The 26,963-nt window shown below is 58.2% G+C and carries 20 protein-coding genes, 1 tRNA gene and 3 rRNA genes; 14 read left to right on the forward strand and 10 right to left on the reverse strand.

Annotation, left to right across the window (positions count from 1 at the left end; all coding sequences use genetic code 11):
* Positions 1-55: 55 nt before the first annotated feature.
* Complete coding sequence (gene arcA, locus QY76_RS00080; RefSeq protein WP_034163060.1) at positions 56-772, forward strand: two-component system response regulator ArcA; 717 nt, start codon at positions 56-58, stop codon at positions 770-772.
* 70 nt (positions 773-842) lie between these two features.
* Here the strand turns inward: arcA and QY76_RS00085 are convergent, their stop codons facing one another.
* Positions 843-1,991, reverse strand: a complete 1,149-nt coding sequence (locus QY76_RS00085; RefSeq protein ID WP_034163059.1) for a tRNA/rRNA methyltransferase — start codon at positions 1,989-1,991, stop codon at positions 843-845.
* Positions 1,992-2,197: 206 nt separating this feature from the next.
* On the opposite strand from QY76_RS00085, the gene trxC reads away from it, so the two are divergent.
* The 5 genes from trxC to QY76_RS00110 all read left to right on the forward strand — a co-directional run bounded on the left by trxC (position 2,198) and on the right by QY76_RS00110 (position 9,410).
* Positions 2,198-2,629, forward strand: a complete 432-nt coding sequence (gene trxC / locus QY76_RS00090) for a thioredoxin TrxC (RefSeq protein WP_034163058.1) — start codon at positions 2,198-2,200, stop codon at positions 2,627-2,629.
* Positions 2,630-2,730: 101 nt separating this feature from the next.
* Positions 2,731-3,420 (forward strand): tRNA-uridine aminocarboxypropyltransferase, encoded by a 690-nt coding sequence (locus tag QY76_RS00095; RefSeq protein ID WP_034163057.1) that lies wholly within the window; start codon positions 2,731-2,733, stop codon positions 3,418-3,420.
* Between the two features lie 72 nt (positions 3,421-3,492).
* Positions 3,493-6,165 (forward strand): bifunctional acetate--CoA ligase family protein/GNAT family N-acetyltransferase, encoded by a 2,673-nt coding sequence (locus tag QY76_RS00100; RefSeq protein WP_045425203.1) that lies wholly within the window; start codon positions 3,493-3,495, stop codon positions 6,163-6,165.
* Between the two features lie 134 nt (positions 6,166-6,299).
* Positions 6,300-7,655 carry a CDP-diacylglycerol--serine O-phosphatidyltransferase gene (gene pssA / locus QY76_RS00105; RefSeq protein WP_045425205.1) on the forward strand — a complete coding sequence of 452 codons (1,356 nt, stop codon included), beginning with the start codon at positions 6,300-6,302 and terminating at the stop codon, positions 7,653-7,655.
* Positions 7,656-7,763: 108 nt separating this feature from the next.
* A complete protein-coding gene (locus QY76_RS00110) occupies positions 7,764-9,410 on the forward strand; it encodes a mechanosensitive ion channel family protein (protein WP_034163054.1) in 1,647 nt (548 codons plus the stop codon).
* A gap of 424 nt (positions 9,411-9,834) precedes the next feature.
* Here QY76_RS00110 and rrf read toward each other — a convergent pair.
* The 5 genes from rrf to gmhB form a co-directional block, all read right to left on the reverse strand.
* Positions 9,835-9,950: ribosomal RNA gene (rrf, locus tag QY76_RS00115) — 5S ribosomal RNA — on the reverse strand.
* 91 nt (positions 9,951-10,041) lie between these two features.
* Positions 10,042-12,949 (reverse strand): 23S ribosomal RNA (locus QY76_RS00120).
* A 190-nt stretch (positions 12,950-13,139) separates the two neighbouring features.
* Positions 13,140-13,215, reverse strand: a tRNA-Glu gene (locus tag QY76_RS00125).
* 83 nt (positions 13,216-13,298) lie between these two features.
* A 16S ribosomal RNA gene (locus QY76_RS00130) occupies positions 13,299-14,842 on the reverse strand.
* The 16S, 23S and 5S rRNA genes sit together here with 1 tRNA gene alongside, the layout of an rRNA operon.
* A 382-nt stretch (positions 14,843-15,224) precedes the next feature.
* Entirely contained in the window at positions 15,225-15,788 is a 564-nt protein-coding gene (gene gmhB / locus QY76_RS00135; protein WP_034162749.1) for a D-glycero-beta-D-manno-heptose 1,7-bisphosphate 7-phosphatase, read from the reverse strand.
* Positions 15,789-15,979: 191 nt separating this feature from the next.
* Between gmhB and metN the strand changes: the two genes are divergently transcribed.
* The 6 genes from metN (at position 15,980) to proS (ending at position 21,608) form a co-directional block, all read left to right on the forward strand.
* Positions 15,980-17,011 carry a methionine ABC transporter ATP-binding protein MetN gene (gene metN / locus QY76_RS00140; protein WP_034162750.1) on the forward strand — a complete coding sequence of 344 codons (1,032 nt, stop codon included), beginning with the start codon at positions 15,980-15,982 and terminating at the stop codon, positions 17,009-17,011.
* Positions 17,004-17,657, forward strand: a complete 654-nt coding sequence (locus QY76_RS00145) for a methionine ABC transporter permease MetI (RefSeq protein ID WP_015460910.1) — start codon at positions 17,004-17,006, stop codon at positions 17,655-17,657. The genes metN and QY76_RS00145 overlap by 8 nt, the downstream gene beginning before the upstream one ends.
* A 62-nt stretch (positions 17,658-17,719) precedes the next feature.
* The gene (locus QY76_RS00150; protein ID WP_034162751.1) at positions 17,720-18,535 is read left to right on the forward strand and encodes a MetQ/NlpA family lipoprotein; all 816 of its coding nucleotides are present in this window, start codon (positions 17,720-17,722) and stop codon (positions 18,533-18,535) included.
* 110 nt (positions 18,536-18,645) lie between these two features.
* A complete protein-coding gene (gene rcsF / locus QY76_RS00155) occupies positions 18,646-19,068 on the forward strand; it encodes an Rcs stress response system protein RcsF (protein WP_034162752.1) in 423 nt (140 codons plus the stop codon).
* Positions 19,065-19,769, forward strand: coding sequence for a tRNA (N6-threonylcarbamoyladenosine(37)-N6)-methyltransferase TrmO (tsaA, locus tag QY76_RS00160; RefSeq protein ID WP_034162753.1), 705 nt, complete (start codon positions 19,065-19,067; stop codon positions 19,767-19,769). Before rcsF ends, tsaA begins: the two co-directional genes overlap by 4 nt.
* A gap of 120 nt (positions 19,770-19,889) precedes the next feature.
* Positions 19,890-21,608 (forward strand): proline--tRNA ligase, encoded by a 1,719-nt coding sequence (proS, locus tag QY76_RS00165; RefSeq protein WP_034162754.1) that lies wholly within the window; start codon positions 19,890-19,892, stop codon positions 21,606-21,608.
* Positions 21,609-21,678: 70 nt separating this feature from the next.
* Here the strand turns inward: proS and creA are convergent, their stop codons facing one another.
* Complete coding sequence (creA, locus tag QY76_RS00170) at positions 21,679-22,167, reverse strand: protein CreA (RefSeq protein ID WP_045425248.1); 489 nt, start codon at positions 22,165-22,167, stop codon at positions 21,679-21,681.
* A 194-nt stretch (positions 22,168-22,361) separates the two neighbouring features.
* Between creA and robA the strand changes: the two genes are divergently transcribed.
* Entirely contained in the window at positions 22,362-23,234 is an 873-nt protein-coding gene (gene robA, locus QY76_RS00175) for an MDR efflux pump AcrAB transcriptional activator RobA (RefSeq protein ID WP_045425252.1), read from the forward strand.
* Positions 23,235-23,248: 14 nt separating this feature from the next.
* Here robA and gpmB read toward each other — a convergent pair whose 3' ends face one another.
* Positions 23,249-23,896, reverse strand: coding sequence for a 2,3-diphosphoglycerate-dependent phosphoglycerate mutase GpmB (gpmB, locus tag QY76_RS00180; protein ID WP_045425254.1), 648 nt, complete (start codon positions 23,894-23,896; stop codon positions 23,249-23,251).
* 163 nt (positions 23,897-24,059) lie between these two features.
* On the opposite strand from gpmB, the gene yjjX reads away from it, so the two are divergent.
* The gene (gene yjjX / locus QY76_RS00185) at positions 24,060-24,596 is read left to right on the forward strand and encodes an inosine/xanthosine triphosphatase (RefSeq protein WP_034162759.1); all 537 of its coding nucleotides are present in this window, start codon (positions 24,060-24,062) and stop codon (positions 24,594-24,596) included.
* Here yjjX and trpR read toward each other — a convergent pair.
* Entirely contained in the window at positions 24,587-24,919 is a 333-nt protein-coding gene (gene trpR, locus QY76_RS00190; protein WP_012847414.1) for a trp operon repressor, read from the reverse strand. The two genes, yjjX and trpR, sit on opposite strands and share 10 nt — an antisense overlap.
* 85 nt (positions 24,920-25,004) lie before the next feature.
* Positions 25,005-26,924, reverse strand: coding sequence for a murein transglycosylase (sltY, locus tag QY76_RS00195; protein WP_174434950.1), 1,920 nt, complete (start codon positions 26,922-26,924; stop codon positions 25,005-25,007).
* Positions 26,925-26,963 lie beyond the last annotated feature (39 nt).

Raw genomic sequence — 26,963 nt, forward strand, 5'->3', positions numbered from 1 at the left:
GGACTGCTGTACACCCCCTATTTTTCTATTTGTTGGCAATTTTAGGTAGCAAAACATGCAGACCCCGCACATTCTGATCGTCGAGGACGAACTCGTCACTCGTAATACGTTAAAAAGTATTTTCGAAGCGGAAGGTTATATCGTTCATGAAGCCAATGATGGTGCCGAGATGCATCAGATTCTGTCTGAGTTCGACATCAATCTGGTCATCATGGACATCAACCTGCCTGGGAAAAACGGCCTGTTACTGGCGCGCGAACTGCGTGAACAGGCAAATGTCGCGCTGATGTTCCTGACCGGTCGCGATAACGAAGTGGACAAAATTCTCGGCCTGGAAATCGGCGCCGATGATTACATCACCAAACCGTTTAACCCCCGTGAACTGACCATCCGTGCCCGTAACCTGCTCTCCCGCACCATGAACCTGGGCAGCGGAACCGAAGAGCGTAAAAGCGTTGAGCTCTATCGCTTTAACGGCTGGGAGCTGGACATCAACAGCCGCTCGCTGGTCAGCCCCGATGGCGAGCAGTACAAGCTGCCACGCAGCGAGTTCCGCGCCATGCTGCACTTCTGCGAGAATCCGGGCAAGATTCAGTCTCGCGCCGAGCTGCTGAAGAAGATGACCGGCCGTGAGCTGAAGCCGCACGATCGTACGGTCGACGTCACGATCCGCCGTATTCGCAAGCACTTCGAATCCACGCCGGACACACCGGAGATCATCGCCACTATCCACGGCGAAGGCTACCGCTTCTGCGGCGATCTGGAAGAGTAAGCGTCGCAACTCATCGCAAACCAAGAAAAAAGGCCGGAATATCCGGCCTTTTTTATGCAGGTCACGTCAATTAACGCGCATTCTGTCGCCACCATTCGGCCAACATAATCCCCGTGGCAACTGACACATTCAGGCTTTCAACGCTGCCAGTGCCACCGATAGAGATGCTCAGATCGCCCTGCTGCAGCGTGCCGTCAGACAAGCCATCGCCTTCATGCCCTACCACCAGCACGATTTTCGCCGGCAGCGTCGCACGGTGCAGCTGCGTCGTCCCCTTATGGCTGGAGGTCGTCACAATGGTATAGCCGGCGCGACGGAAGGTATCCAGCGTCGCAGAAAAATCCTCAGCGTCGATCGCCTGTACGTGCTCCGCGCCGCCCTCGGCGGTACGAACGGCTGCGCCAGACTCCAGCGCAGCGCTCTCCGGGGCAATGATCCCGCGGATGCCAAAGTGCGCACAGGTGCGCATAATGCCGCCCAGGTTATGAGGGTTGGCCACATTCTCCAACGCCAGCACGCAGTCCACAGCATCCTCTGCCTGATTGGCCAGATACTGCTGCGCATCAAGAGAGCGACGCTTTTTAATCAGGAAACACACGCCGCCGTGATGATCGGTCCCCGACGCCTTGGTCAGCTCGGCATCGTCCACCACATGGTAAGCCTTGCGGTTAGCCGCCATCCAGCGCAGGGCATCCCGGAAACGCGGCGTTACGGCCTGCAGGAACCAGGCACGAACGATGGCCTCCGGACGGCTCGCAAACAGTGCCTGGCAGGCATTCTCGCCATATACTCGCGTCTCTTCGGCGCGCTGACGACGCAGTTGTTCCGGATCGATAAAGCTTTTACCGCTGATACCGCCGTGATCGCTTTCAGCGCCTACGCCACCGTTATCGCCCAGAGAGACCGTACGCCACGGTGAACGATCACCGCCGCCCTTCTCACTGCGCGCCGGACGGGCTGCGCGATCGCCGCGGTCACTGCGATCGCTGCGGCTGCGGTCGCCGCGGTCATTACGATCGCTGCGGCTGCGATCGCCACGGTCATTACGATCGCTGCGGCTGCGATCGCCACGGTCATTACGATCGCTGCGGCTGCGGTCGCCGCGCGCACCCGGACGACCCTTCGCGGGGGCACGCGACTGACGATCATCGGCAGCGTCCGAGTCGCGAACATACATCACTTTTACTTTACCGTTTTTACCATTCAAAGAGTCGCTCATTACTTTCTCCACCTACGCGCAAGGCGCGAAGATTACCTGATGTGAGTACGCGTTGCCATATGCCAAGCATAAAAGCTGCTATCTATTATAGTCATTGGGTAAATCTGATTGTGGTCCCCATCATACAGCACAATAATGCTTAACCTAGCTGAAACGCCAGAGGATGTCCCGACTGTAGTTTCGCCGTTTTATGTCTGAGGATAATCATGAACACTGTCTGTCCCGCCTGTCATACAACCAACCGTATTCCCGACGATCGCCGCAGCGAACAGGCAAAGTGTGGCCGCTGCAGCCATGCCCTGTTTGACGGCGCCATCGTCAACGCCAGCGAAGAGACGCTGGATAAACTGTTGCAGGATGACCTGCCGGTACTGATCGACTTCTGGGCGCCGTGGTGCGGCCCCTGCCAGGGATTCGCCCCCGTCTTCGCCGCCGTCGCCGCGGCGCGGGCTGGCGAAGTGCGCTGTATCAAGGTGAATACCGAGGATCAGCCGGCGCTGAGCAGCCGTTTCCGCATTCGTAGCATCCCGACCATCATGCTATACCGCAACGGCCAACGCGTAGATATGCTCAATGGCGCGATGCCCCAGGCGCCGTTTGAAGCCTGGCTGGATGAGCAGCTGGCCAAGCAGGCCTGATCCCAAGATCAACCAAACGGCCCACGCGCGGGGCCGTTTGACGCTGTACCCGGTGACGAGGCTTGTTTAAAATAGCGGTTTTGCTCACCCCTGAGAACACCATGTCCGCCAATGCCGTACTGCGCCTACGCACCGCGCGCCTGAGCCAGTCAACCCGTCCATTTCACGCACGCGGCTGCCGCGTGCAGCGCTGCCAGCGCTGCCTGCTACCGCAGATCCACTGCCTGTGCGATACGCTGGCCAGCTACCCGGCCCATAGCCGCTTTTGCCTGATGATGTATGATACCGAGCCGCTGAAGCCCAGCAATACCGGGCGTCTGATCGCCGATGTCCTGCCGGATACCCTGGCCTACGGCTGGTCCAGGACGCAGCCGGATCCGCAGCTGCTGCAGCTGCTCGATGACCCTGCCTACCAGCCATACGTGGTCTTCCCGGGAAGCTACGCTGAGCCAGAGCGCGTCGTCACCGAGGTACGACACGATGAGCGCCGCCCGCTGTTTATCATGCTGGACGGCACCTGGCCGGAGGCGCGCAAAATGTTCCGCAAAAGCCCCTATCTGGACAGGTTCCCGGTCTTCTCCATCAACATGGCACAGGCACCCGGCTATCTTCTACGGGAAGCTCATCGCCCAGAACAGTACTGCACCGCCGAAGTCGCCGCTGCGCTGCTGGCGCTGGCGGACGATCGGCTGGCATCGCAGGGACTGCTGCAGCACTTTCACCATTTCCGTCAGCAATATTTGCTAGGTAAATCGCACCCTCAGGTGCCCGTCGCTGCAGCCGTGGAGTAAAGCCTCTAGAATCATGCCATCTGGCGCATTTCGCCGCGATCAGCCGCTGGGTAAACCGCACAGGAGGATGGCATGAGCCAACGCAGTCTCGAATCCCTGTTACGCCCCAAATCCATCGCCGTCATCGGCGCCTCCAATCAGCCGGGACGCAACGGCCATCTGGTTATGCTGAATCTGCTCAATGGAGGATTCCCCGGCCCGATAATGCCGGTGACACCGCGCTATCAGGCCGTCTGCGGCGTGCTGGCCTACCCGACGATCGCCGACTTACCCTGTGTGCCGGATTTGGCCATCCTATGTACCAACGCCCAGCGAACCCCGGCCCTGATCGCCGAACTGGGCACGAAAGGCTGCCGAGCCGCCATCGTCATCGCCTCCCCAGCCTCACAGGCCGACGCGCTACGCAGCCTCGCCTTACGCTACGGTGTACGACTGCTGGGCCCCAACAGCCTGGGGCTGCTGGCGCCCTGGCAAAAGCTTAACGCCAGCTTCTCCCCGGTACCGATCCTGCCAGGGCGCCTGGCCTTTATCTCCCAGTCAGCGGCGGTATCTAACACCATTCTCGACTGGGCTCGCCAGCGTGAGATCGGCTTCTCTCTCTTTGTAGCGCTAGGCGATAGCCTGGACACCGACGTCGACGAGCTGCTGGACTATCTGGCGCGGGATGCTAAAACTAGTGCGATCCTGCTCTATCTCGAACACCTGCACGATGCGCGGCGCTTCCTGTCGGCCGCGCGCAGCGCGGCGCGCAACAAACCGATCCTGGTGATTAAAAGCGGGCGTACTCCGCAGGCGCGACGCGTGCTAGGCGAGGCGGCGGGGCTCGATATCGCCTACGACGCCGCCATTCAGCGCGCCGGGCTGCTGCGGGTGCAAAATACCCACGAGCTGTTTTCCGCGGTAGAAACCCTCAGCCATATGCATCCCCTGCGCGGAGAGCGGCTGCTGATCGTCGGCAACGGCGCCGCCCCGATCGCCATGGCGCTGGATGAGCTACAGCGCCGCGGTGGCCATCCCGCCCCGTGCGATGATGCGCTGCACAGCGCGCTGTGCGCGGCGCTGCCGGCAGAGACCTACCTACAGGGTCCGATCGATCTGCGCGACGATGCTACGCCGGCCCGCTACCAGGCCGCGCTACAGCGCCTGCTCGACAGCCGCTGTTACGATGCGCTGCTGATCCAGCACGCACCCAGCGCGACTGCGCCGGCAACCGAAACCGCTCGCGCCCTGATCGAAACGCTGAGCGCACACCCGCGAGCCCGCCATGTGACGCTGATGACCAACTGGAGCGGAGAAAACACTTCTCAAGAGGCCCGCCGTCTCTTCAGCGAGGCGGGCATTCCGACCTATCGCACCCCCGAGGGGGCGGTCACCGCCTTTATGCACATGGTTGAATACCGGCGCAACCAGCGGCAGCTGATGGAAACCCCGGCCCTGCCCGCCAGTCTGCCGGCCAATACCGCGCTGGCTCATCGTCTGCTGGCACAGGCGCAGGCCGACGGCGTCACCCGCCTCGATACCCATGAGGTGCGCGATATTCTGGCCTGCTACGGCCTGGATACCCTGCCGGGCTGGATAGCCAACGACAGTACCGAAGCGGTGCATATCGCCGAGCGCATCGGTTATCCCATCGCCCTTAAGCTGCGCTCCCCCGATATCGCCCATAACTCGGATGTTCAGGGCGTCATGCTCTATCTGCGCAACGCGCGTGAGGTCGAGCAGGCCGCCAATGCGATCTTCGACCGAGCCCGTCAGGCCTATCCCCAGGCGCGGATCTTAGGGCTTCTGGTACAGGGTACGGCCAACCGTATCGGGGCGCAGGAGCTACGTATCTGCGTGGAGAACGACGCCGTCTTCGGCCCGCTGATTTTGCTGGGTGAAGGCGGCGCCGAGTGGGATGCCCAGCGGGATGCCGCGGCGGCGCTCCCCCCGCTGAATATGAACCTAGCCCGTTACCTGATAGTCCAGGCGCAAAAGCGCGGCCATATTCGGCGGCGCGCGCCGCTGGCCGATCTGGATATCGCCGGGCTCAGTCAGGTGCTAGTGCAGGTATCCCACCTGATCGTCGACTGTCCAACGATCCAGCGTCTGGAAATTCATCCGCTGCTGGCCTGCGGGAGCACCTTCACCCTATTGGATGTCTCACTGCAGCTACTCGATCGGCACGCGGCACCAACCCGGCTTGCCATCTGTCCTTATCCGTACCGGCTTAAGGAGTCCATCCGGCTAAAAAACGGCGGCGACGCCCTGCTGCGCCCGATCCTCCCGGAGGATGAGCCCCTGCTTCAGCAGTTTATCCAGCGCGTCAGCAAAGAGGACCTCTACTATCGTTACTTCAGTGAGATCAATGAGTTTACCCATGAAGATCTCGCTAAGATGACCCAGATCGACTACGAGCGGGAGATGGCATTCGTCGCGGTACAGTCCACGCCGCAGGGCGAGGAGATCCTCGGCGTCACCCGCGCGCTGATCGACCCCGATAATACCGACGCAGAATTCGCCGTGCTGGTGCGCAGCGATCGTCACGGCCTGGGCTTAGGCTCTATCCTGCTGGATAAACTGATCCGCTATGCGCGTCAGCGCCAGCTACGACGTCTACAGGGCATCACCATGCCAACCAACCGCGGCATGATCGCGCTGGCGCGTAAAATCGGCTTTCAGGTGGAAATTCTGCTGGAGGACGGGATAGTCAATCTTTCACTATCGCTGTCGGACAGTACGCTGCCAGACAGCGAAAAATGCTGAGACAATTTCGACAAATCGTGGCAAAACATACGCAACGGGATAAAACTAGTGTTATTATCGTCCGATTCCGTTGGTTAAACTGAGCGTGTGCAACCGCCCGCGCTGCACTACGACAAGAGAAGAAGCGCACTGTGATGTTGTCCAAATTTAAGCGAGCCAAACATCAACAACACCTTGCTCAACTGCCCAAACTCCCGCAACAGGTCGGTGAGGTAGAAACGCTGTTTTCGCCAGCGGCATTCCGTCAGGCGCTGCTGGAGGCCATCGGCCAGGCAACTCAGCGGATCTATCTGGTAGCGCTGTACCTGGAAAATGACGATGGCGGCCGGGACGTGTTAAATGCGCTCTATCAGGCTAAACGGCAGCGTCCGCAGCTGGAGATTTTCGTTCTGGTCGATTGGCACCGGGCACAGCGCGGCCGCATCGGCGCAGAGGCCAGCAACACCAATGCTGACTGGTACTGCCGGATGGCCAGCGAATACCCTGATGTCATCGTGCCGATCTATGGCGTGCCGGTCAACACGCGCGAGGCTCTGGGAGTACTGCATCTAAAAGGTTTTATCATCGACGATCGGGTGATCTACAGCGGCGCCAGCCTGAACGATGTCTACCTGCACCGTCATGACAAGTACCGCTACGATCGCTACCACTTTATCCAAAATCCGCGCCTGGCCGGGGTTATGTGCCAATTTGTTCAGTCCACCTTGCTGAGCAACCCCGCGGTACAGCGTCTGGATCGCTGCGATCGCCCTAAAAGCCCGGAGATCCGTAATGAAACCCGCCAGTTCCGCCATGCGCTGCGCGATAGTGGCTATCAGGTGCCGGCAGAGGCTGGGAACGAAGAGCTGGCGGTGACGCCGTTGGCCGGTCTGGGTAAGCAGAATATCCTGAATAAGACCATTCACCACCTTATCTGCAGCACTGAGCGGACGCTCACGCTGTGTACTCCCTATTTCAACCTGCCAGCCCCGCTGGTGCGCGATATTATCTTTCTGCTGCGCCAGGGAAAACAGGTTGAAATCATCGTCGGGGACAAGAAGGCCAATGACTTCTTTGTTCCGGAAGAAGAGCCATTCAAGATCATCGGCGCACTGCCCTATCTGTATGAGATCAACCTGCGGCGCTTTATCAGCCGGCTCCAGCCCTACCTCGATAACGGGCAGCTGACCGTGCGCCTGTGGCGCGACGATGACAATACCTATCATCTGAAAGGCATGTGGGTCGACGATCGCTGGCAGCTGATCACCGGCAACAATCTCAATCCGCGCGCCTGGCGTCTGGATCTGGAGAATGCGATTTTAATCCACGATCCGCAGGGCGAGATCCAGCATCAGCGTCAGCACGAACTGGAGTGTATCCGCCGTCATACCCAGGCCGTGCGTAGCTATGAGGATCTGGAAACCATCCAGCAATATCCGCTGAAAGTGCGCAAGCTGATCCGCCGCCTGCGCCGTATTCGCGTCGATCGCCTCATCAGCCGCATTCTGTAACGCCCATCTCATGGCCTCCCACTCTGGAGGCCTTTTTATCTCCCGCCGCACGCTTTGCACAGGCCGCGCTTATACTCATAGCATCTGAACGTCACCGAGATAGATGCGATGGTTCGTCTCCTGCGCGTTATCCTGCCGCTGTTGTCACTAATGTGGGGCGCAGCCCTTAGCGCCGCCGAGCCACGCCTGGCGCCGGACGAGGCCGAGCAGGCCCGCACCGTCACTATCCTACAGCAGCCGATCGTGATGCTGCAGGCTCACTTTGGCCTGGCGACGCCGGAGGAGCGGGTCAAACAGGCGGCGCAAGATCTGCAGAAGATCGCGCCGGGCGATCTGCTGTCGCCGGTGCAGATCACCCCGACTCAGCGCTATGGTCAGCCGGTGCGCCTGTTCTCTATCAATGGAAAACCGCTGCTGCTGCTAGCCCAGCAGGATCTGGACGTTGGCGACGACCTGTCGTTGGATCAGGCGGCAGAGCGCATACAGCAGCGGCTGGAAAATCTGCGCGGGGCGTTGATAGAGCAGCATTCGACGCACTATCTGGCGCTCGCGGCGCTGCGATTCGCCGGCGGCAGTGCGCTGCTATTGGCGCTGCTGTGGCTAGCGCGGCGAGTGCAAAAACGGATCCGCAGCCATTTCGATATCCTCATCATGCAGCATCGCGGCTGGGTTCCCTATCGCCTACGCAGCTACGTTGGCAGCCTTGAGCGCCGCATATCAGCGGCACTCCTGCTGCTGGGATGCGCCATTGCGAGCTATATCTGGCTGGTATGGGCCTTAAAACTATTTCCCGCCACGCGCTACTGGGGCTACTCGCTTCATCGCTTTAGCCTGGCAGCGGCGGCACAGCTGTTACAGGATCTGATCGCCGCGCTGCCGGATCTGTTGAGCCTGGCCGCGATCGCCGCGATCGCGCTACTGATCCAGCGCCTGTTGCGCCTGCTGTTCCGCCAGGTGGAGAGCGGGCGCCTCAGGCTGCCGGGACTCTACCCGGATACCATCAAGGCTACCCGCCGCCTACTCAGCGTCATCATCTGGATGTTCGCCCTGTCGATGGCCTACCCGTTCTTCCCCGGCGCCGATACCTTGGCGTTCAAGGGCGTCAGCGTCTTTTTTGGACTGATGATCACGCTGGGCTCGGCGGGTCTGGTCAGCCATGCCATGAGCGGCCTGGTCCTGATCTATTCACGCGCCCTGCACCAGGGGGACTATGTTCGCATAGGGGAGTATGACGGCTTTGTTGATGATATTGGCATACTGGCGACCAAGCTGAAAACCCGCGAAGGCTTTGACGTCACGATCCCCAACGCCGTCGTCGCCAGCGGCAAGATCGTCAATCTCAGTACCCACGCCGCTCACGGCGGGATTATTATCAGTACCGGGGTCACCATCGGCTACGATGTTCCCTGGCGTCAAGTTCACGCCATGCTGCTACTGGCGCTGCAGCAAACCGAGGGAATACAGCACGATGTCGAACCCGCGATCCGGCAGAACGAATTGCAGGACTGGTATGTCAGCTATGAGCTACGGGCAGAGATTGTCGCGGGAGCGACGCCGGCACAGGTAAAAAGCACGCTGCACGGCCATATTCTGGATGTATTTAACCGCTTTGGCGTCCAAATTATGTCTCCGCACTTTGTCATGCAGCCTAAGGAGGCGATATGGGTCAGCCAGGAGAAATGGTTTAGCCCTCCGGCACAATCTCCTACGCCATCCGCACCTGCAGAAAACGGCGGCGATAAGAAGATCCCTTAAGGCGGGCCAGCGCATGCGGCATTCAGATACACGGCCGGCGCCGCAGTTCGCCTCGGGAGTCGCCCACTGCCCGACAACAGCCCGATAAACAAAAGACCTCATGCTTACGCATGGGATCTTTCCGTCTATTTGATGCCTGGCAGTTTATGGTTCACTAAGTGAACCACCCTGCGGGCCGTCGCTCGCGACGTTCAAACGCTAACGCGTTTATCCTACTCTCTTTCGCGTAACGAACTGCACCGTCTTCCCCATCGGCGAACCACATCGATAACCTACTGAGGCTTAAATTCTGACATCCATATAACTTAGTATGCTGCCATTTACGATAAGCGCATCTAACATCGTGCAGCGGGATTAGGCTATAAAACGATAGATAAACAAAAAGACCCCATGCTTGCGCATGGGGTCTTTTTGTTTGTTTGATGCCTGGCAGTTCCCTACTCTCGCATGGGGAGACCCCACACTACCATCGGCGCTACGGCGTTTCACTTCTGAGTTCGGCATGGGGTCAGGTGGGACCACCGCGCTATCGCCGCCAGGCAAATTCTGTTTTACCAACCGCCATCACTGGCCATCGGTTCCAATCTTGAACAAGCTAAATTCGTCTCTCTAAAAACACCTTCGGTGTTGTAAGGTTAAGTCTCACGGATCATTAGTACTGGTTAGCTCAACGTATCGCTACGCTTACACACCCAGCCTATCAACGTCTTAGTCTTAAACGTTCCTTCAGTGGGCTCAAGGCCCAAGGGAAGACTCATCTCGAGGCAAGTTTCGCGCTTAGATGCTTTCAGCGCTTATCTTTTCCGCACGTAGCTACCGGGCAATGCAATTGGCATCACAACCCGAACACCAGCGGTGCGTCCACTCCGGTCCTCTCGTACTAGGAGCAGCCCCTCTCAATCTTCCAACGCCCACGGCAGATAGGGACCGAACTGTCTCACGACGTTCTAAACCCAGCTCGCGTACCACTTTAAATGGCGAACAGCCATACCCTTGGGACCTACTTCAGCCCCAGGATGTGATGAGCCGACATCGAGGTGCCAAACACCGCCGTCGATATGAACTCTTGGGCGGTATCAGCCTGTTATCCCCGGAGTACCTTTTATCCGTTGAGCGATGGCCCTTCCATTCAGAACCACCGGATCACTAAGACCTGCTTTCGCACCTGCTCGAGCCGTCACTCTCGCAGTCAAGCTAGCTTATGCCTTTGCACTAACCTCCTGATGTCCGACCAGGATTAGCTAACCTTCGTGCTCCTCCGTTACTCTTTGGGAGGAGACCGCCCCAGTCAAACTACCCACCAGACACTGTCCCTACCCCGGATCACGGGGCCAGGTTAGAACATCAAACATTAAAGGGTGGTATTTCAAGGTCGGCTCCATGCAGACTGGCGTCCACACTTCAAAGCCTCCCACCTATCCTACACATCAAGGTTCAATGTTCAGTGTCAAGCTATAGTAAAGGTTCACGGGGTCTTTCCGTCTTGCCGCGGGTACACTGCATCTTCACAGCGAGTTCAATTTCACTGAGTCTCGGGTGGAGACAGCCTGGCCATCATTACGCCATTCGTGCAGGTCGGAACTTACCCGACAAGGAATTTCGCTACCTTAGGACCGTTATAGTTACGGCCGCCGTTTACTGGGGCTTCGATCAAGAGCTTCGCCTTGCGGCTGACCCCATCAATTAACCTTCCAGCACCGGGCAGGCGTCACACCCTATACGTCCACTTTCGTGTTTGCAGAGTGCTGTGTTTTTATTAAACAGTTGCAGCCAGCTGGTATCTTCGACTGGCTTCGGCTCCATCCGCAAAGGACTTCACCTACATGCCAGCGTGCCTTCTCCCGAAGTTACGGCACCATTTTGCCTAGTTCCTTCACCCGAGTTCTCTCAAGCGCCTTGGTATTCTCTACCTGACCACCTGTGTCGGTTTGGGGTACGATTCAGTGTTATCTGAAGCTTAGAGGCTTTTCCTGGAAGCAGGGCATTAACCACTTCAGCACCGTAGTGCCTCGTCATCACGCCTCAGTGTTAAAGATGACCGGATTTGCCAGGTCATCACACCTACACGCTTAAACCGGGACAACCGTCGCCCGGCCGGTCTAGCCTTCTCCGTCCCCCCTTCGCAATAACACCAAGTACAGGAATATTAACCTGTTTCCCATCGACTACGCCTTTCGGCCTCGCCTTAGGGGTCGACTTACCCTGCCCCGATTAACGTTGGACAGGAACCCTTGGTCTTCCGGCGAGCGGGCTTTTCACCCGCTTTATCGTTACTTATGTCAGCATTCGCACTTCTGATACCTCCAGCAGCCCTCACAGGCCACCTTCAACGGCTTACAGAACGCTCCCCTACCCAACAACGCCTAAGCGTCGCTGCCGCAGCTTCGGTGCATGGTTTAGCCCCGTTACATCTTCCGCGCAGGCCGACTCGACCAGTGAGCTATTACGCTTTCTTTAAATGATGGCTGCTTCTAAGCCAACATCCTGGCTGTCTATGCCTTCCCACATCGTTTCCCACTTAACCATGACTTTGGGACCTTAGCTGGCGGTCTGGGTTGTTTCCCTCTTCACGACGGACGTTAGCACCCGCCGTGTGTCTCCCGTGATAACATTCTTCGGTATTCGTAGTTTGCATCGGGTTGGTAAGTCGGGATGACCCCCTAGCCGAAACAGTGCTCTACCCCCGAAGATGAGTTCACGAGGCGCTACCTAAATAGCTTTCGGGGAGAACCAGCTATCTCCCGGTTTGATTGGCCTTTCACCCCCAGCCACAAGTCATCCGCTAATTTTTCAACATTAGTCGGTTCGGTCCTCCAGTTAGTGTTACCCAACCTTCAACCTGCCCATGGCTAGATCACCGGGTTTCGGGTCTATACCTTGCAACTAGACGCCCAGTTAAGACTCGGTTTCCCTACGGCTCCCCTATTCGGTTAACCTTGCTACAAAATATAAGTCGCTGACCCATTATACAAAAGGTACGCAGTCACACCCCGAAGGATGCTCCCACTGCTTGTACGTACACGGTTTCAGGTTCTATTTCACTCCCCTCGCCGGGGTTCTTTTCGCCTTTCCCTCACGGTACTGGTTCACTATCGGTCAGTCAGGAGTATTTAGCCTTGGAGGATGGTCCCCCCATATTCAGACAGGATAACACGTGTCCCGCCCTACTCATCGAACTCACAGCTGTGCACCTTCGTGTACGGGGCTATCACCCTGTATCGCGCGACTTTCCAGACGCTTCCACTAATGCACAAACTGATTCAGGTTCTGGGCTCTTCCCCGTTCGCTCGCCGCTACTGGGGGAATCTCGGTTGATTTCTTTTCCTCAGGGTACTTAGATGTTTCAGTTCCCCTGGTTCGCCTCGTTAAGCTATGTATTCACTTAACGATAGTGCAACGGATTGCACTGGGTTTCCCCATTCGGACATCGCCGGCTAATAATGCTTCATATCAGCTCACCGACGCTTATCGCAGATTAGCACGTCCTTCATCGCCTCTGACTGCCTAGGCATCCACCGTGTACGCTTAGTCACTTAACCTCACAACCCGAAGGTGTTTCACTTCGTGCTGTAAGCATTTGAGAGACTCTCGAATCACTTATTAAAAGCAATTCGATTGTTTTCGAATTTTCAGCTTGTTCCAGATTGTTAAAGAGCAAAATATTGCAAACATGACTCGTAAGTCCGTTTTGCAATACTGTTGGCACCGTCTTTCACCCGATACCGCAAATGGCGTCCCCTAGGGGATTCGAACCCCTGTTACCGCCGTGAAAGGGCGGTGTCCTAGGCCTCTAGACGAAGGGGACACAAGGGTCGGCTTCGCAGACGCGTTTGCTCGAACATCTATCAGACAATCTGTGTGAGCACTACACAATTTCGTATCTTCAGGTAAGGAGGTGATCCAACCGCAGGTTCCCCTACGGTTACCTTGTTACGACTTCACCCCAGTCATGAATCACAAAGTGGTAAGCGCCCTCCCGAAGGTTAAGCTACCTACTTCTTTTGCAACCCACTCCCATGGTGTGACGGGCGGTGTGTACAAGGCCCGGGAACGTATTCACCGTGGCATTCTGATCCACGATTACTAGCGATTCCGACTTCATGGAGTCGAGTTGCAGACTCCAATCCGGACTACGACGTACTTTATGAGGTCCGCTTGCTCTCGCGAGGTCGCTTCTCTTTGTATACGCCATTGTAGCACGTGTGTAGCCCTACTCGTAAGGGCCATGATGACTTGACGTCATCCCCACCTTCCTCCAGTTTATCACTGGCAGTCTCCTTTGAGTTCCCGGCCGAACCGCTGGCAACAAAGGATAAGGGTTGCGCTCGTTGCGGGACTTAACCCAACATTTCACAACACGAGCTGACGACAGCCATGCAGCACCTGTCTCAGCGTTCCCGAAGGCACTCCCGTATCTCTACAGGATTCGCTGGATGTCAAGAGTAGGTAAGGTTCTTCGCGTTGCATCGAATTAAACCACATGCTCCACCGCTTGTGCGGGCCCCCGTCAATTCATTTGAGTTTTAACCTTGCGGCCGTACTCCCCAGGCGGTCGATTTAACGCGTTAGCTTCGGAAGCCACGCCTCAAGGGCACAACCTCCAAATCGACATCGTTTACAGCGTGGACTACCAGGGTATCTAATCCTGTTTGCTCCCCACGCTTTCGCACCTGAGCGTCAGTCTTCGTCCAGGAGGCCGCCTTCGCCACCGGTATTCCTCCAGATCTCTACGCATTTCACCGCTACACCTGGAATTCTACCTCCCTCTACGAGACTCTAGCTTGCCAGTCTTGGATGCAGTTCCCAGGTTAAGCCCGGGGATTTCACATCCAACTTAACAAACCGCCTGCGTGCGCTTTACGCCCAGTAATTCCGATTAACGCTTGCACCCTCCGTATTACCGCGGCTGCTGGCACGGAGTTAGCCGGTGCTTCTTCTGTAGGTAACGTCAATTGTGAACGCTATTAACGCTCACACCTTCCTCCCTACTGAAAGTACTTTACAACCCGAAGGCCTTCTTCATACACGCGGCATGGCTGCATCAGGCTTGCGCCCATTGTGCAATATTCCCCACTGCTGCCTCCCGTAGGAGTCTGGACCGTGTCTCAGTTCCAGTGTGGCTGGTCATCCTCTCAGACCAGCTAGGGATCGTCGCCTAGGTGAGCCATTACCCCACCTACTAGCTAATCCCATCTGGGTTCATCTGATGGCATGAGGCCCGAAGGTCCCCCACTTTGGTCTTGCGACGTTATGCGGTATTAGCTACCGTTTCCAGTAGTTATCCCCCTCCATCAGGCAGATCCCCAGACATTACTCACCCGTCCGCCGCTCGTCAGCGGAGAAAGCAAGCTTTCTCCCTGCTACCGCTCGACTTGCATGTGTTAAGCCTGCCGCCAGCGTTCAATCTGAGCCATGATCAAACTCTTCAATTAAAAGCTTGATGCTCAAAGAAATTAAACTGTTTATTCGTAATGAATTAACTGCTGTCACTCTTCAAGACTTTAAATATTTTGGCATTCCGAGGAATGCTTAATACGAATCTTGCGAGTGCCCACACAGATTGTCTGATAATTTGTTAAAGAGCGTCGCCGTGAAAACCCGTTGAGTTATCACCGGCGTGGGCTGCGTATACTACGCTTTTCGCCCGCAGAGTCAAGCATTTATTTTTGCTTTCTCTGCCTGACTGGGCGACGAGTTGGTCGTTGTTCCCGGTCAGTGGAGGCGCATTATAGGGACTTCTCGCGACGAGACAAGTCTTAATTTCAACTTTTTTATCACCTGCACCATTTTCGACCAAAGCGGAGAAATAAACGACTACTGGCGGGCTTTAATCGCCTGCGGTAGCTGCGCCAGGCTATCCAACACAATGTCCGCCAACGCCTCGCCGTCCGCACTCAGGGGTTTACCGCTGCGCACGAGAACCTTGGTTCCCACGCCGGCCGCCTGCGCCGCCTGTAAATCCTCCAGCTTATCGCCGACCATATATGAGGCCGCCATATCTATATGCAGAAAACGCTGTGCCTCCAGCAGCATGCCTGGCTGGGGTTTACGGCAGTCGCACGCCTGTGTGTATTCGGGCACCGTACCCTGCGGGTGATGCGGACAATAGTAGATACCGTCCAGATCCACGCCGCGATCGGCCAGTGACCAGTCCATCCACTCAGTCAGGTGCATAAACTGATCCTCCGTAAACATCCCGCGGGCGATGCCGGACTGGTTGGTCACCATCACCAGGGCAAACCCCATCGCCTTCAGTTCGCGCATGGCGTCAATCACGCCATCAATAAACTGAAAGTCGTCGCTGTCGTGTACATAGCCGTGATCGACGTTCATCGTGCCGTCACGATCGAGAAAAATGGCAGGAATCTGCTGGGCCATTTACCTATTACTCCTTAAAACGAGAAATCGGCGCACAGTATCGCACGTTTCCACGGAAAAAAGAGCGTGCCATACTGACCGTTCACCGGTTGACTTAGACGTCTAGACGCCTTAACATCCACTCCAGCGTATAACGTGACTCAAATCACTGATGATGACGGCCCAGGCCACGGCGAAGAAAAAATATAAAAATGATCAAACTCACTCATATCACCAAGGTATTCCAGCAGGGACAGCGCCGTATCAGCGCGCTGGACGATGTGTCGCTGCACGTGCCCGCCGGACAGATTTACGGCGTAATCGGTTCATCCGGCGCGGGTAAAAGCACCCTGATCCGCTGCGTCAATTTACTCGAGCGTCCAACGCAGGGGCAGGTTTGCGTCGACGGCCAGGATCTGACGGCGATGAGCACCGGACAGCTGACGCGTACGCGCCGCCAAATCGGCATGATTTTCCAGCACTTCAATTTACTCTCCTCGCGAACGGTCTATGGCAACGTCGCCTTGCCGCTGGAGCTGGATCGCGTACCGCGCGATGAGATCGCGCGCCGGGTTACCGAACTGCTGGCATTGGTCGGTCTAGCAGACAAGCGCGATGCTTACCCCGCTAACCTCTCCGGCGGTCAGAAACAGCGCGTGGCTATCGCCCGAGCATTGGCCAGTAACCCCAAAGTGCTGCTATGCGACGAAGCCACCAGTGCGCTGGATCCGGCTACCACCCGCGCGATTCTGGAGCTGTTGAAAGATATCAACCGCCGCCTGGGGCTGACCATTCTGCTGATCACCCATGAGATGGACGTGGTCAAGCGTATCTGCGATCAGGTTGCCGTCATCAGTCAGGGAAAGCTGATCGAACAGGGCAGCGTCGGCGAGGTGTTCTCGCATCCCAAGACGCCGCTGGCCCAGCAGTTTATCCACGCCACGCTGCATCTGGATATCCCGGATGACTTCGCCAAGCGGATGACGCCCACCCGCGGCGCCGATAGCCAGCCGTTGCTACGCCTGGAGTTTACCGGCCAGTCGGTCGATGCGCCGCTGATTTCACAGGCGGTGCGGCGTTTCAATGTCGACATCAGCATTCTCAGCTCCCAGATGGATTATGCCGGCGGAGTGAAGTTTGGCGTTATGTTGGCCGAAGTCCACGGCGACGATGCCGATGCCCGAGCCGCTATCGCCTTTTTTGAACAGCATCACGTGAAAGTTGAGGTACTGGGTTATGTCTGAGGCAATGATGTGGTTAATGGTTCGCGGCATCTGGGAAACCGTCGTCATGACTCTGGTCTCCGGTTTCTTTGGCTTTGTCATCGGACTGCCGGTCGGCGTACTGCTGTACACCTCGCGCCCGGGGCAAATTCTGGAAAATGCTCGGCTGTATAAGCTGCTGTCCGCGCTGGTGAATATCTTTCGCTCCATCCCATTTATCATCCTACTGGTCTGGATGATTCCGTTTACTCGCCTGATCGTTGGCACCTCTATCGGCCTGCAGGCGGCGCTGGTTCCCCTGACCATCGGCGCTGCGCCCTTCATTGCCCGAATGGTGGAAAACAGCCTGCTGGAGATCCCAAGCGGCCTGATTGAAGCGGCGCGGGCAATGGGAGCGACCCCGATGCAGATCGTCAACAAGATCCTGTTGCCGGAGGCGCTGCCGGGGCTGATTAACGCGGCGACCATTACGCTGATCACGCTGGTCGGCTACTCGGCGATGGGGGGAGCAGTCGGCGCCGGTGGCCTCGGGCAGATCGGCTACCAGTACGGTTATATCGGTTACAACGCGACGGTAATGAATACGGTATTAGTATTGCTGGTCGTTTTAGTGTATTTGATCCAGTTCAGCGGTGACCGTATCGTCAAGGCGATCAGTCGTAAATAAGCAACGGAAACAATAAAGAATCAAGCGTGCAGAGCACAACATCACATACGGAAGGATATGCTATGTCAACGAAATTCAAGTCCCTGGCACTGGTCGGTACATTACTCGGCACGCTGGCGCTGGCTGGCTGTGGACAGGAAGAGAAAGATCCTAACCATATCAAGGTCGGCGTTATCGTCGGCGCAGAGCAGCAGGTTGCCGAAGTCGCCCAGAAGGTGGCCAAAGATAAATACGGTTTGAACGTCGAGCTGGTGACCTTTAACGACTACGTCCTGCCCAACGAAGCGCTGAACAAAGGCGATATTGACGCCAACGCCTTCCAGCATAAACCCTACCTCGATCAGCAGATTAAAGATCGAGGCTATAAGCTGGTCGCGGTCGGCAATACCTTCGTGTACCCGATCGCCGGCTATTCTAAAAAGATTAAGTCACTGGACCAGCTTCAGGACGGCGCTCAAATCGCCATTCCGAACGATCCGACCAACCTGGGTCGCTCCCTGCTGCTGCTGCAAAGCGTAGGATTGATTAAGCTGAAGGATGGCATCGGCCTACTGCCGACGGTGCTGGATATCACTGAAAACCCGAAGCATCTGAAGCTGGTTGAGCTGGAAGCGCCCCAGCTGCCGCGTTCCCTGGACGATAATCAGATCGCACTGGCCGTCATTAACACCACCTATGCCAGCCAGATTGGCCTGACGCCGGCGAAGGACGGGATCTTTGTCGAAGGGAAAGACTCCCCCTACGTTAACCTGATCGTCACGCGTGAAGACAATAAAGATGCTGAGAACGTAAAAAAATTCGTTCAGGCCTATCAGTCTGATGAAGTGTATAACGCAGCAAACAAAATCTTTAACGGTGGGGCAGTAAAAGGCTGGTAATTTCTTGCAGTCTCCCTCCGCTTGACCAGATGGGCGTTCTGCCCATCTGGTCATTTGCGCTATAGATTGTTTCAATACTCCTCAATTCCATTAATCCCAGGACATTTTCCATGCGTGCATTACCGTTATGCCTGCTTACGGCCAGTCTTGCGCTGGGCGGCTGCTCTCTGCTGTCTCGCCCGGCTGCCCCGATCAAGCCCCTGCCCGCAGACAAAACGCCGGAAACCGTCGCCAAGCCACGCGCCGTAGCGCCGCGTCAGACGCCGATTACGCTGTATGAGAGCGCTGAAGATCTGATCGGCAAACCCTTTCGCGATCTCGGCGAAGTCAGCGGCAGCGTTTGTCAGACCCGCCCCCACCATAGCGCCCCTAGCCTGACTACCGCGCGTAAGCGCATGCTATATAAGGCCGCTCAGCTAAAGGCGAACGCCGTACTGCTGCACAGCTGCCAGATCCTTAGCCAGAGCCATGGCTGCTATCGCCAAGCCACCTGTACCGGCTCCGCCCTTAGCATCGCAACCTCAGCCCAATGAGCCACTTTCAGTTTGCGCCGATAGGCGTCATCCGCTCACCCTATAAGGAAAAATTCGCTATCCCGCGTCAGCCGGGGCTGATCTGCGACGGCGGAGGAACGCTGGAGCTCTTGCCCCCCTATAATCAGCCGGATGCCGTACGCGGGCTGGAGAGCTTTAGCCATCTGTGGGTCATCTTTGTCTTTCACCAAACCATGGACGGTGGCTGGCGCCCCACGGTGCGTCCGCCGCGCCTCGGGGGTAACGCGCGCGTGGGCGTTTTCGCTACCCGCTCCACCTTCCGTCCCAACCCGATCGGAATGTCTCTGGTCGAACTGCACGGCATTGAGACGCGCAACGGTGTGCGACTCCAGCTCGGCAGCCTGGATCTGGTAGACGGGACTCCGGTACTGGACATTAAGCCCTACCTGCCCTTCGCCGAGAGCCAACCGCAGGCGCGCGCAGGGTTTGCCCAGCAGGCGCCGCCGGCCGATATGCCCGTCGTCTTCAGCTCCGAAGCACAGGCGCACATCGCCCTGCGGCAGCGGGACTACCCGCATCTGACGCGCTTTATCCGCCAGGTTCTGGCGCAGGATCCTCGTCCAGCCTACCGCCATGCGGAAGAGGATGGCCGGGTTTATGCGGTGCACCTGCTGGATTTCAACCTGCGCTGGCAGGTAAAAAACGGCGTCTGCGAAGTGCTGGGACTCGATCCGCGCTAGGCGGCGCCTGCGATCGTAACGGCACCGCGCCTAAAAAATCCTGCGGCTCTCTTTTGACACCTCGCAGGCACTGGTAAACTAGACTACTTTTTTTTTGCTCGTTCGAACGGAACCATACTCATGCGTACTAGCCAATATCTGCTCTCCACCCTCAAGGAGACACCCGCCGACGCGGAAGTCGTCAGCCACCAGCTGATGCTGCGCGCCGGGATGATCCGCAAGCTGGCGTCCGGCCTGTATACCTGGCTGCCGACCGGCTTGCGTGTTCTGAACAAAGTCGAAAACATCGTGCGAGAAGAGATGAACTACGCCGGTGCGATCGAGGTATCCATGCCCGTGGTGCAGCCGGCCGATCTGTGGCTGGAGAGCGGGCGCTGGGAGCAGTATGGTCCCGAGCTGCTGCGCTTTGTCGACCGCGGCGATCGCCCGTTTGTGCTCGGTCCAACCCATGAAGAGGTCATTACCGATCTGGTACGCAATGAAATCAGCTCTTATAAGCAGCTGCCGCTGAACTTCTACCAGATCCAGACCAAATTCCGCGATGAAGTACGCCCACGCTTCGGCGTAATGCGCTCCCGCGAATTCCTGATGAAGGACGCCTACTCCTTCCACACCACTCAGGAGTCCCTGCAGGAGACCTATGAGGCCATGTATGCCGCCTACAGCCGCATCTTTAGCCGCATGGGTCTGGACTTCCGCGCCGTACAGGCCGACACCGGCTCCATCGGCGGTAACGCCTCCCATGAGTTCCAGGTGCTGGCCCAGAGCGGGGAGGACGACATCGTCTTCTCTACCGCCTCTGACTATGCCGCCAATATCGAGCTGGCCGAGGCCCTGGCACCGGCCACCGGTCGTGCAGCGGCAACCCAGCCTATGCAACTGGTGGACACCCCGAATGCCAAGACCATCGCGGAGCTGGTTGAACAGCATGGCCTGCCGATCGAAAAAACCGTGAAGACTCTGCTGGTTCACGCCAGCGAGGAGAGCGGCCATACGCTGGTTGCCCTGCTGGTACGCGGCGATCACGAACTGAACGAGGTGAAGGCCGAGAAGCTAACGCTGGTTGCTAGCCCGCTGAGCTTCGCCAACGAAGCGGAAATCCGTGCGCTGGTTAACGCCGGGCCGGGCTCCCTGGGGCCGGTCAATCTGCCGCTGCCGGTCGTGGCCGACCGCGCCGTTGCGGTGATGAGCGATTTTGGCGCCGGCGCCAATATCGATGGCAAACACTACTTTGGCATCAACTGGGAGCGTGACGCCGCGCTGCCGCAGGTCGCCGATATCCGTAACGTAGTCGAAGGCGATCCCAGCCCGGATGGTAAGGGGACGCTGCTCATCAAACGCGGCATCGAAGTGGGGCACATCTTCCAGCTAGGCACCAAGTACACCGAGGCGCTCAGCGCCACCGTACAGGGCGAAGATGGCCGCAATCAGCTGATGACCATGGGCTGCTACGGTATCGGGGTCACCCGCGTCGTCGCCGCGGCGATCGAGCAGAACCACGATGAGCGCGGTATCATCTGGCCGGACGCCATCGCACCGTTCCAGGTCGCCATCCTGCCGATGAACATGCACAAGTCGTTCCGGGTAAGAGAGGTGGCCGAGCGTCTGTACGACGAGCTGCGCGCCAAGGGCATTGAGGTCCTGCTGGACGATCGCAAAGAGCGCCCGGGCGTGATGTTTGCCGATATGGAGCTGATCGGGATTCCGCATACCGTCGTCATCGGCGATCGTAACCTCGATAACAACGAGATCGAGTACAAGTATCGCCGCAGCGGTGAGAAGCTGATGATCAGCGTCGATGAGATCGCCGCCTTCCTGCAGGCGCAGATCGCACACTGATCGCGCCGCGCTTGATCGTTAACAAACAGGCCGACGCTGTCGGCCTGTTTTTTTTTGCTTGAATGCGATGTTACCCCTGCGGCGCCGCGCTCCACGGCATCACCGGCACCGCGCTGATCGCGTTCTTCGGCGATCCCTCCACGACCCGATCAGAATAGGAGAGATAGATCAGCGCATTGCGCTTGCTGTCATAAAAGCGCACGACCTGTAGCTTCTTAAATACCAGCGAGGTACGCTTACGAAACACCACCTCGCCATCCGATTTTTTGTTACGAATTTTTTCACTCAGCGCGATCGGTCCCACCTGCTGGCAGGAGATCGCCGCATCCGAGGTATCCTCTGCCAACCCCAGACCGCCTTTGATTCCGCCGGTTTTCGCCCGGCTGACGTAGCAGGTCACATTTTCCACGTCGGGATCGTCAAAGGCATCGACCACAATCTTATGATCTGGGCCAAACAGCTTAAATACCGTGTCGACAGAGCCGATCTCCTCGGCGTGGACCGAGGCACCCCACAGGGCCGTCAGCGAGACACATAAGCCAACAAAATATTTATTCACTACTTTACCTCTGAAATTTTATAATAACAGTCGTTACTACTTTGCCGACGTTGAATAGAAAAGATAACAAGCCATTTTTTTATTATACTGCTTGCCCTTAAGTTCGTATTGCAATCAGCACGTTTCGTCGGATCATGGTTGCTTCCCTGCACATTGTATGCAGCCTATGTATACCACCGCATTAAGGACGCTTTATGGATCAGGCCGATATTATTCATGACCTGCTAAATTGGTTAGAAGGACACCTCGATCACCCTCTTACCCTCGACAACGTCGCGGCCAAGGCAGGCTACTCCAAATGGCATTTACAGCGCATGTTCAAAGATGTCACCGGACAGGCCATCGGCGCCTATATTCGCGCCCGCCGCCTCTCTAACGCGGCGGCGGCGCTGCGCCTGACCAGCCGGCCCATTCTGGATATCGCGCTGCAATACCGCTTTGACTCTCAGCAGACGTTCACCCGCGCCTTCAAAAAGCAGTTTAACAAAACACCAGCGCTATATCGCAGGGCGGAGGAGTGGCATGCCTACGGTATGCGCCCGCCGATCCGTCTGGGGGATTACGCTATCCCTACGCCAGAGTTCATCACGCTGCCTAGCCTATCGCTGGTCGGCGTCACCCAGAGCTACACCTGTACCTTGGAGCAGATCTGCCGCGTACGTACCGAGCTGCGCACGCAGTTCTGGCGCGATTTTTTACACGCGGTGCAGGATATCCGCGATATTCCGCCGGTGCTGTATGGGCTGCACCATTCTCATCCGAACCCGGACAAGGATGATGAGCAGTCGATCATGTATACCACGGCCCTGGAGCCGCACCTGCTGCCCAAGCAGGTCACCCGCGAAGTGCAGTCTATCGAGCTGGCCGGCGGTGAATATGCCAAATTCAGCTATCAGGGCCCGACCGAGCACTTCCAGGCCTTCATTATGAGCCTGTATAACAGTGCCCTGCCGACCCTGAATCTGACCCGTCGCCGCGGCTATGATGTGGAGCGTTTCTATCCCCTAATAGACTCCACCCAGCGCCCGCCAAAAAATCTGCGCTGTGAGTACCTGATCCCCATCTGACACACGCCGTCGTCCTAACGTAACACTTCATCCATCGACGGCTGGGCCAGATGCTGCACATCGCCCGCCGTTTCGACCACCCACCCGCTCGCCAGCCATGCGCTCTGCTGATAGTCCACCCGCGACAGCGAGCAGTTGCGCAGGCGCAGGCGGCGCTCAGCGTACGGCGGCAGCCCCAGCACCGTGGAGAGCAGGCAGCCCAGGGCAATGCCATGACTTACCAGCACCGGACGGCTCCCCGGCGGTAGCGCCAGGCAATCGTTCAGCGCCTGCTGCATGCGCTCAGCCAGCTGCGCCATGGTCTCCCCCTGCGGAATACAGCCCTGCGGCGAACCATCCAGCATGCTCAGGCGCCACTGCTCCTCCTGCGGCGACAGCGAGGCCAACAGACGCGACTCCAGCACCCCCATGCTCAGCTCGCGCAGGCGGGCATCCAGCGTCAGCGGACAGCGGCAGGCCGCGGCGATGATCTCCCCCGTCTGCTGGGTGCGCCCCAGATCGCTGGCGATCACGTGGGTAATGCCCATCTGGCCTAAGCGCGCGCCGACCTGCCGCGCCTGCCGTTCGCCCATCACGGTCAGCGGGCTGTTCGACTGTCCCTGAATGCGCCGCTGTACGTTCCAGTCCGTTTCGCCGTGACGAATAAGATATACCTGTCTCATCTCTTTTTTACCTATACTGGGCTGTCTTCAGCCACTGCTATGCTTACTGACCGGATATTCCCGGCCGAATCGCTACACGGAGCCCCGCTGCCGCGCACGCGCAGCCGTCGGCTGCGCTCCGGACAGTCGCGATACCCACTCGTTTAAAGGAAACCGGAACCGTATGTACCATGTTGTCGCCGCGACCACCAATCCGGCAAAAATTCAGGCCATTACGCTGGCATTTGACGCGGCCTTTGGCGCCGGACAATACCGCATTGAAGGGATAGACGTCGATAGCGGCGTGCCGGAGCAGCCCTTGGGCAGCACGCAAACGCGCAGCGGAGCGCGTCACCGCGTCATCTGCGCCCGTCAGCTGCGGCCAGAGGCAGACTTTTGGGTCGGCATTGAGGCGGGAATTGAGGATAATATGACCTTTGCCTGGATGTCGGTGGAAAACCGCTGCCACCGCGGCGAATCCCGCTCCGCCAGCCTAACGCTGCCGGACCGCGTCATGGACGGTATCCGACAGGGAGAGACGCTGGGACATGAGATGCAACGCCTGAGCGGTATCGAGGATATTAATCGGCGGGAGGGCGCCATCGGCATCTTTACCCAGGGGCGACTCAGCCGCACCAGCGTGTATTACCAGGCACTGCTGTTAGCCCTGGCGGCGCTGGAGCCCGGCTACCACCGCGAGCCACCGCCCCATTACGCCTGAGGCGTCGATGGCAACAGCTGACGCACCAGCCAGCGCTTAAAGTCAGGCGACGCCATTTTTAGGCTGTTTGAGCCTCGGGTTATCGTGGCGATACCGGCGCCCAGCTGACTCTTCAGCTCACGCTGGCTCATCTCCCCCTTCAGCAGCTCTTCAATGATGCGCACCCGGGTTGCTAATGCATCGCGCTCATCCGGCGTCAGAAACAGCTGTAGCATCGGCTCCTGACACCCCTCTTGATAGGCCTGCTGTAAGAGCTGAATGAAGCGTTGCCAGTCATCAGGCTCTGCGGGAGCCTGATCCGGCGCGGGCGTTGTCTTTTGCATCGTCTGATCTACCTTGCCTACGGCTGAACTATTCAACGAGTACAAGCATACCATAGACCCCGCGCAGGATGTAGGCCGCGGCGCGCTAGTAGCGGCGCGCCCACTCGGCATCCGTCAGTATCTGGTCCGGGCGATGCATGAAATAGCGATAGTAGGCATCGTAGGCTAATACGTTCTTCACATAGCCACGCGTCTCCGAAAACGGAATGCTCTCGATAAACGCCACCGCATCGACCCGTCCGCCGCTGTTGCCGAGCCAGGTATTCACCCGCGACGGCCCCGCATTGTACGCCGCGCTCGCCAGAATACGGTTACGCCCCAGGCTCTGGTAGACATACTCCAGGTAACGGGTACCGATATCGATATTAGTTTTGGGATCGAACAGCTGGCTGCTGTTCTGATAGTGACTCAGGCTGAACATCTTGGCCGTGTGCTCCGCCGTCTTCGGCATCAGCTGCATCAGGCCGCTGGCGCCGACCGATGAGCGCGCCTCTGGATTCCAGGCGCTCTCCTGGCGGGCGATAGCCATGGCATAGCTTGGCGTGATCCCCTTATCCTCCGTTGCACTGCGAAACTCCTGCGGCCAGGCCAGCGGGAATCGCTCCTGTAGATGATCCCACAGCTTAGCCACAATCGTCGCCTGCACGCTCAGATCGGCCCACCCCTGATCCAGGGCATAGCGCGCCAGCGCCTCCTGCTGGGGACGAGGCTTGCTGGCAACCAGCGCGCTCCACTCACTGCGCGCGGTATTATCCATGTTCCAGTACATCAGCTCGCGCACCCGGGCGATCGCCGGCTCCTGCGCCAGGGCGGCATCCGGGCGTACCGCGCGCATCACCTGCAGCGGATAGGGAATACCCAGCCGTTGGGCGGCCACCATGGGATAAAAGCCGCGCTGCGTGATCAGCGCCCGCAGAATCGCCTGCCCCTCGCTGCGCTTCCCCTCATCCATCAGCGCCACCGCTTGCCAATAGCGCCATTCATCCTTATCGCGCACCGACGGCGGCAGACGTCCCAGCCATTCGCGCACCTGTGCCGGGTTGCCCTCGCCCAGCGCCATGCGCAGGCGTCGCTCCAGCAACGCCGCATTATGGCTGCGGCGGATCACGCCGTCGCGCCAGCGGCGATCGTCGGCGCTGGCATCACTGCCCATCAGGCGCCAGGCAATGGTCTCCTCCATAGCCTGCCGCTGACTCGACGGAATATGCTGCAGTCGCACCAGCGTAGGCAACATCGCCCGCGCGGCATCCGCATCCTGGCGCGCCAGCGAGGCAAAGGCGACCCCCACGATATCGCGGGTAAAATCGCTCGGCGCGACGCTGCGGGCAAAGGCCTCTACGCTGCGCGGATTGGCCTGCAGCGCCGTCAGCGCTGTATTCAGGGTCTGGTAGTTCGTCGGCAGCTGCTGCTGCAGATATCTCACCAACCCTGCGTTGCCTTTCTCCAGCGCCAGACGCAGGCGGGCCAGCACCGCCTGATCCCGTAGCCCACCGGCCCCCCTCCAGGCATCGAACAGCCTATCACAGCTGGCGGGCAGCGACTGACCGCTCATCCAGACCGCCTGCGCGCCGCGCCACGCCGCCTCCGCATGCCCCGTGGCATACTGGGCGTAGTAATAGTTACAGCGCGCCGCCACCGGCTGCGGCGGCTGGGGACTGAAGGCGAGCAGACCTATCCAATCCTCGCGCCGCGCCAGCTCATTGACATAGCGCGACGTCAGGCTGCGCGCCGGCGGCAGCGTCGGATACTGCTGCAAAAAGGCCTTAATCTGCTGCGCGTTAACCTGGGACATATCCTGCGTCAGCGCCCGATAGGCCAGATAGGGGTACAGCGGATAGTCTCGCAGCGTCGGCATCAGCTGATTGACGCTGTCCATCCGGTTGCCGTCCCACGCCTGCTTAATCTGTTGATAGCGCGTGCGCTGCGCATCGAGCGAATCTGCCGAGGCCGCCGCCGCGCTCAGCGCCAGGCACAGCCCGACGCTCCAATAGCGCCATTTGCCCACCATGACCATGTGTCTCTTTCCTTTACTGACCCTCGCGCC

The organism is Edwardsiella sp. EA181011 (genome assembly GCF_000800725.1).
Lineage (GTDB): Bacteria > Pseudomonadota > Gammaproteobacteria > Enterobacterales > Enterobacteriaceae > Edwardsiella > Edwardsiella anguillarum.

Excerpts from the sequence above, each read along its gene's own strand:
- rcsF (WP_034162752.1), top strand. The coding sequence starts at position 18,646 with ATGCGTGCATTACCGTTATGCCTGCTTACGGCCAGTCTTGCGCTGGGC.
- gmhB (WP_034162749.1), bottom strand. The coding sequence starts at position 15,788 with ATGGCCCAGCAGATTCCTGCCATTTTTCTCGATCGTGACGGCACGATG.
- arcA (WP_034163060.1), top strand. The coding sequence starts at position 56 with ATGCAGACCCCGCACATTCTGATCGTCGAGGACGAACTCGTCACTCGT.
- QY76_RS00150 (WP_034162751.1), top strand. The coding sequence starts at position 17,720 with ATGTCAACGAAATTCAAGTCCCTGGCACTGGTCGGTACATTACTCGGC.
- proS (WP_034162754.1), top strand. The coding sequence starts at position 19,890 with ATGCGTACTAGCCAATATCTGCTCTCCACCCTCAAGGAGACACCCGCC.
- QY76_RS00095 (WP_034163057.1), top strand. The coding sequence starts at position 2,731 with ATGTCCGCCAATGCCGTACTGCGCCTACGCACCGCGCGCCTGAGCCAG.
- gpmB (WP_045425254.1), bottom strand. The coding sequence starts at position 23,896 with ATGAGACAGGTATATCTTATTCGTCACGGCGAAACGGACTGGAACGTA.
- metN (WP_034162750.1), top strand. The coding sequence starts at position 15,980 with ATGATCAAACTCACTCATATCACCAAGGTATTCCAGCAGGGACAGCGC.
- yjjX (WP_034162759.1), top strand. The coding sequence starts at position 24,060 with ATGTACCATGTTGTCGCCGCGACCACCAATCCGGCAAAAATTCAGGCC.
- QY76_RS00110 (WP_034163054.1), top strand. The coding sequence starts at position 7,764 with ATGGTTCGTCTCCTGCGCGTTATCCTGCCGCTGTTGTCACTAATGTGG.
- trxC (WP_034163058.1), top strand. The coding sequence starts at position 2,198 with ATGAACACTGTCTGTCCCGCCTGTCATACAACCAACCGTATTCCCGAC.
- QY76_RS00085 (WP_034163059.1), bottom strand. The coding sequence starts at position 1,991 with ATGAGCGACTCTTTGAATGGTAAAAACGGTAAAGTAAAAGTGATGTAT.
- QY76_RS00100 (WP_045425203.1), top strand. The coding sequence starts at position 3,493 with ATGAGCCAACGCAGTCTCGAATCCCTGTTACGCCCCAAATCCATCGCC.
- trpR (WP_012847414.1), bottom strand. The coding sequence starts at position 24,919 with ATGCAAAAGACAACGCCCGCGCCGGATCAGGCTCCCGCAGAGCCTGAT.
- pssA (WP_045425205.1), top strand. The coding sequence starts at position 6,300 with ATGTTGTCCAAATTTAAGCGAGCCAAACATCAACAACACCTTGCTCAA.
- QY76_RS00145 (WP_015460910.1), top strand. The coding sequence starts at position 17,004 with ATGTCTGAGGCAATGATGTGGTTAATGGTTCGCGGCATCTGGGAAACC.
- tsaA (WP_034162753.1), top strand. The coding sequence starts at position 19,065 with ATGAGCCACTTTCAGTTTGCGCCGATAGGCGTCATCCGCTCACCCTAT.
- robA (WP_045425252.1), top strand. The coding sequence starts at position 22,362 with ATGGATCAGGCCGATATTATTCATGACCTGCTAAATTGGTTAGAAGGA.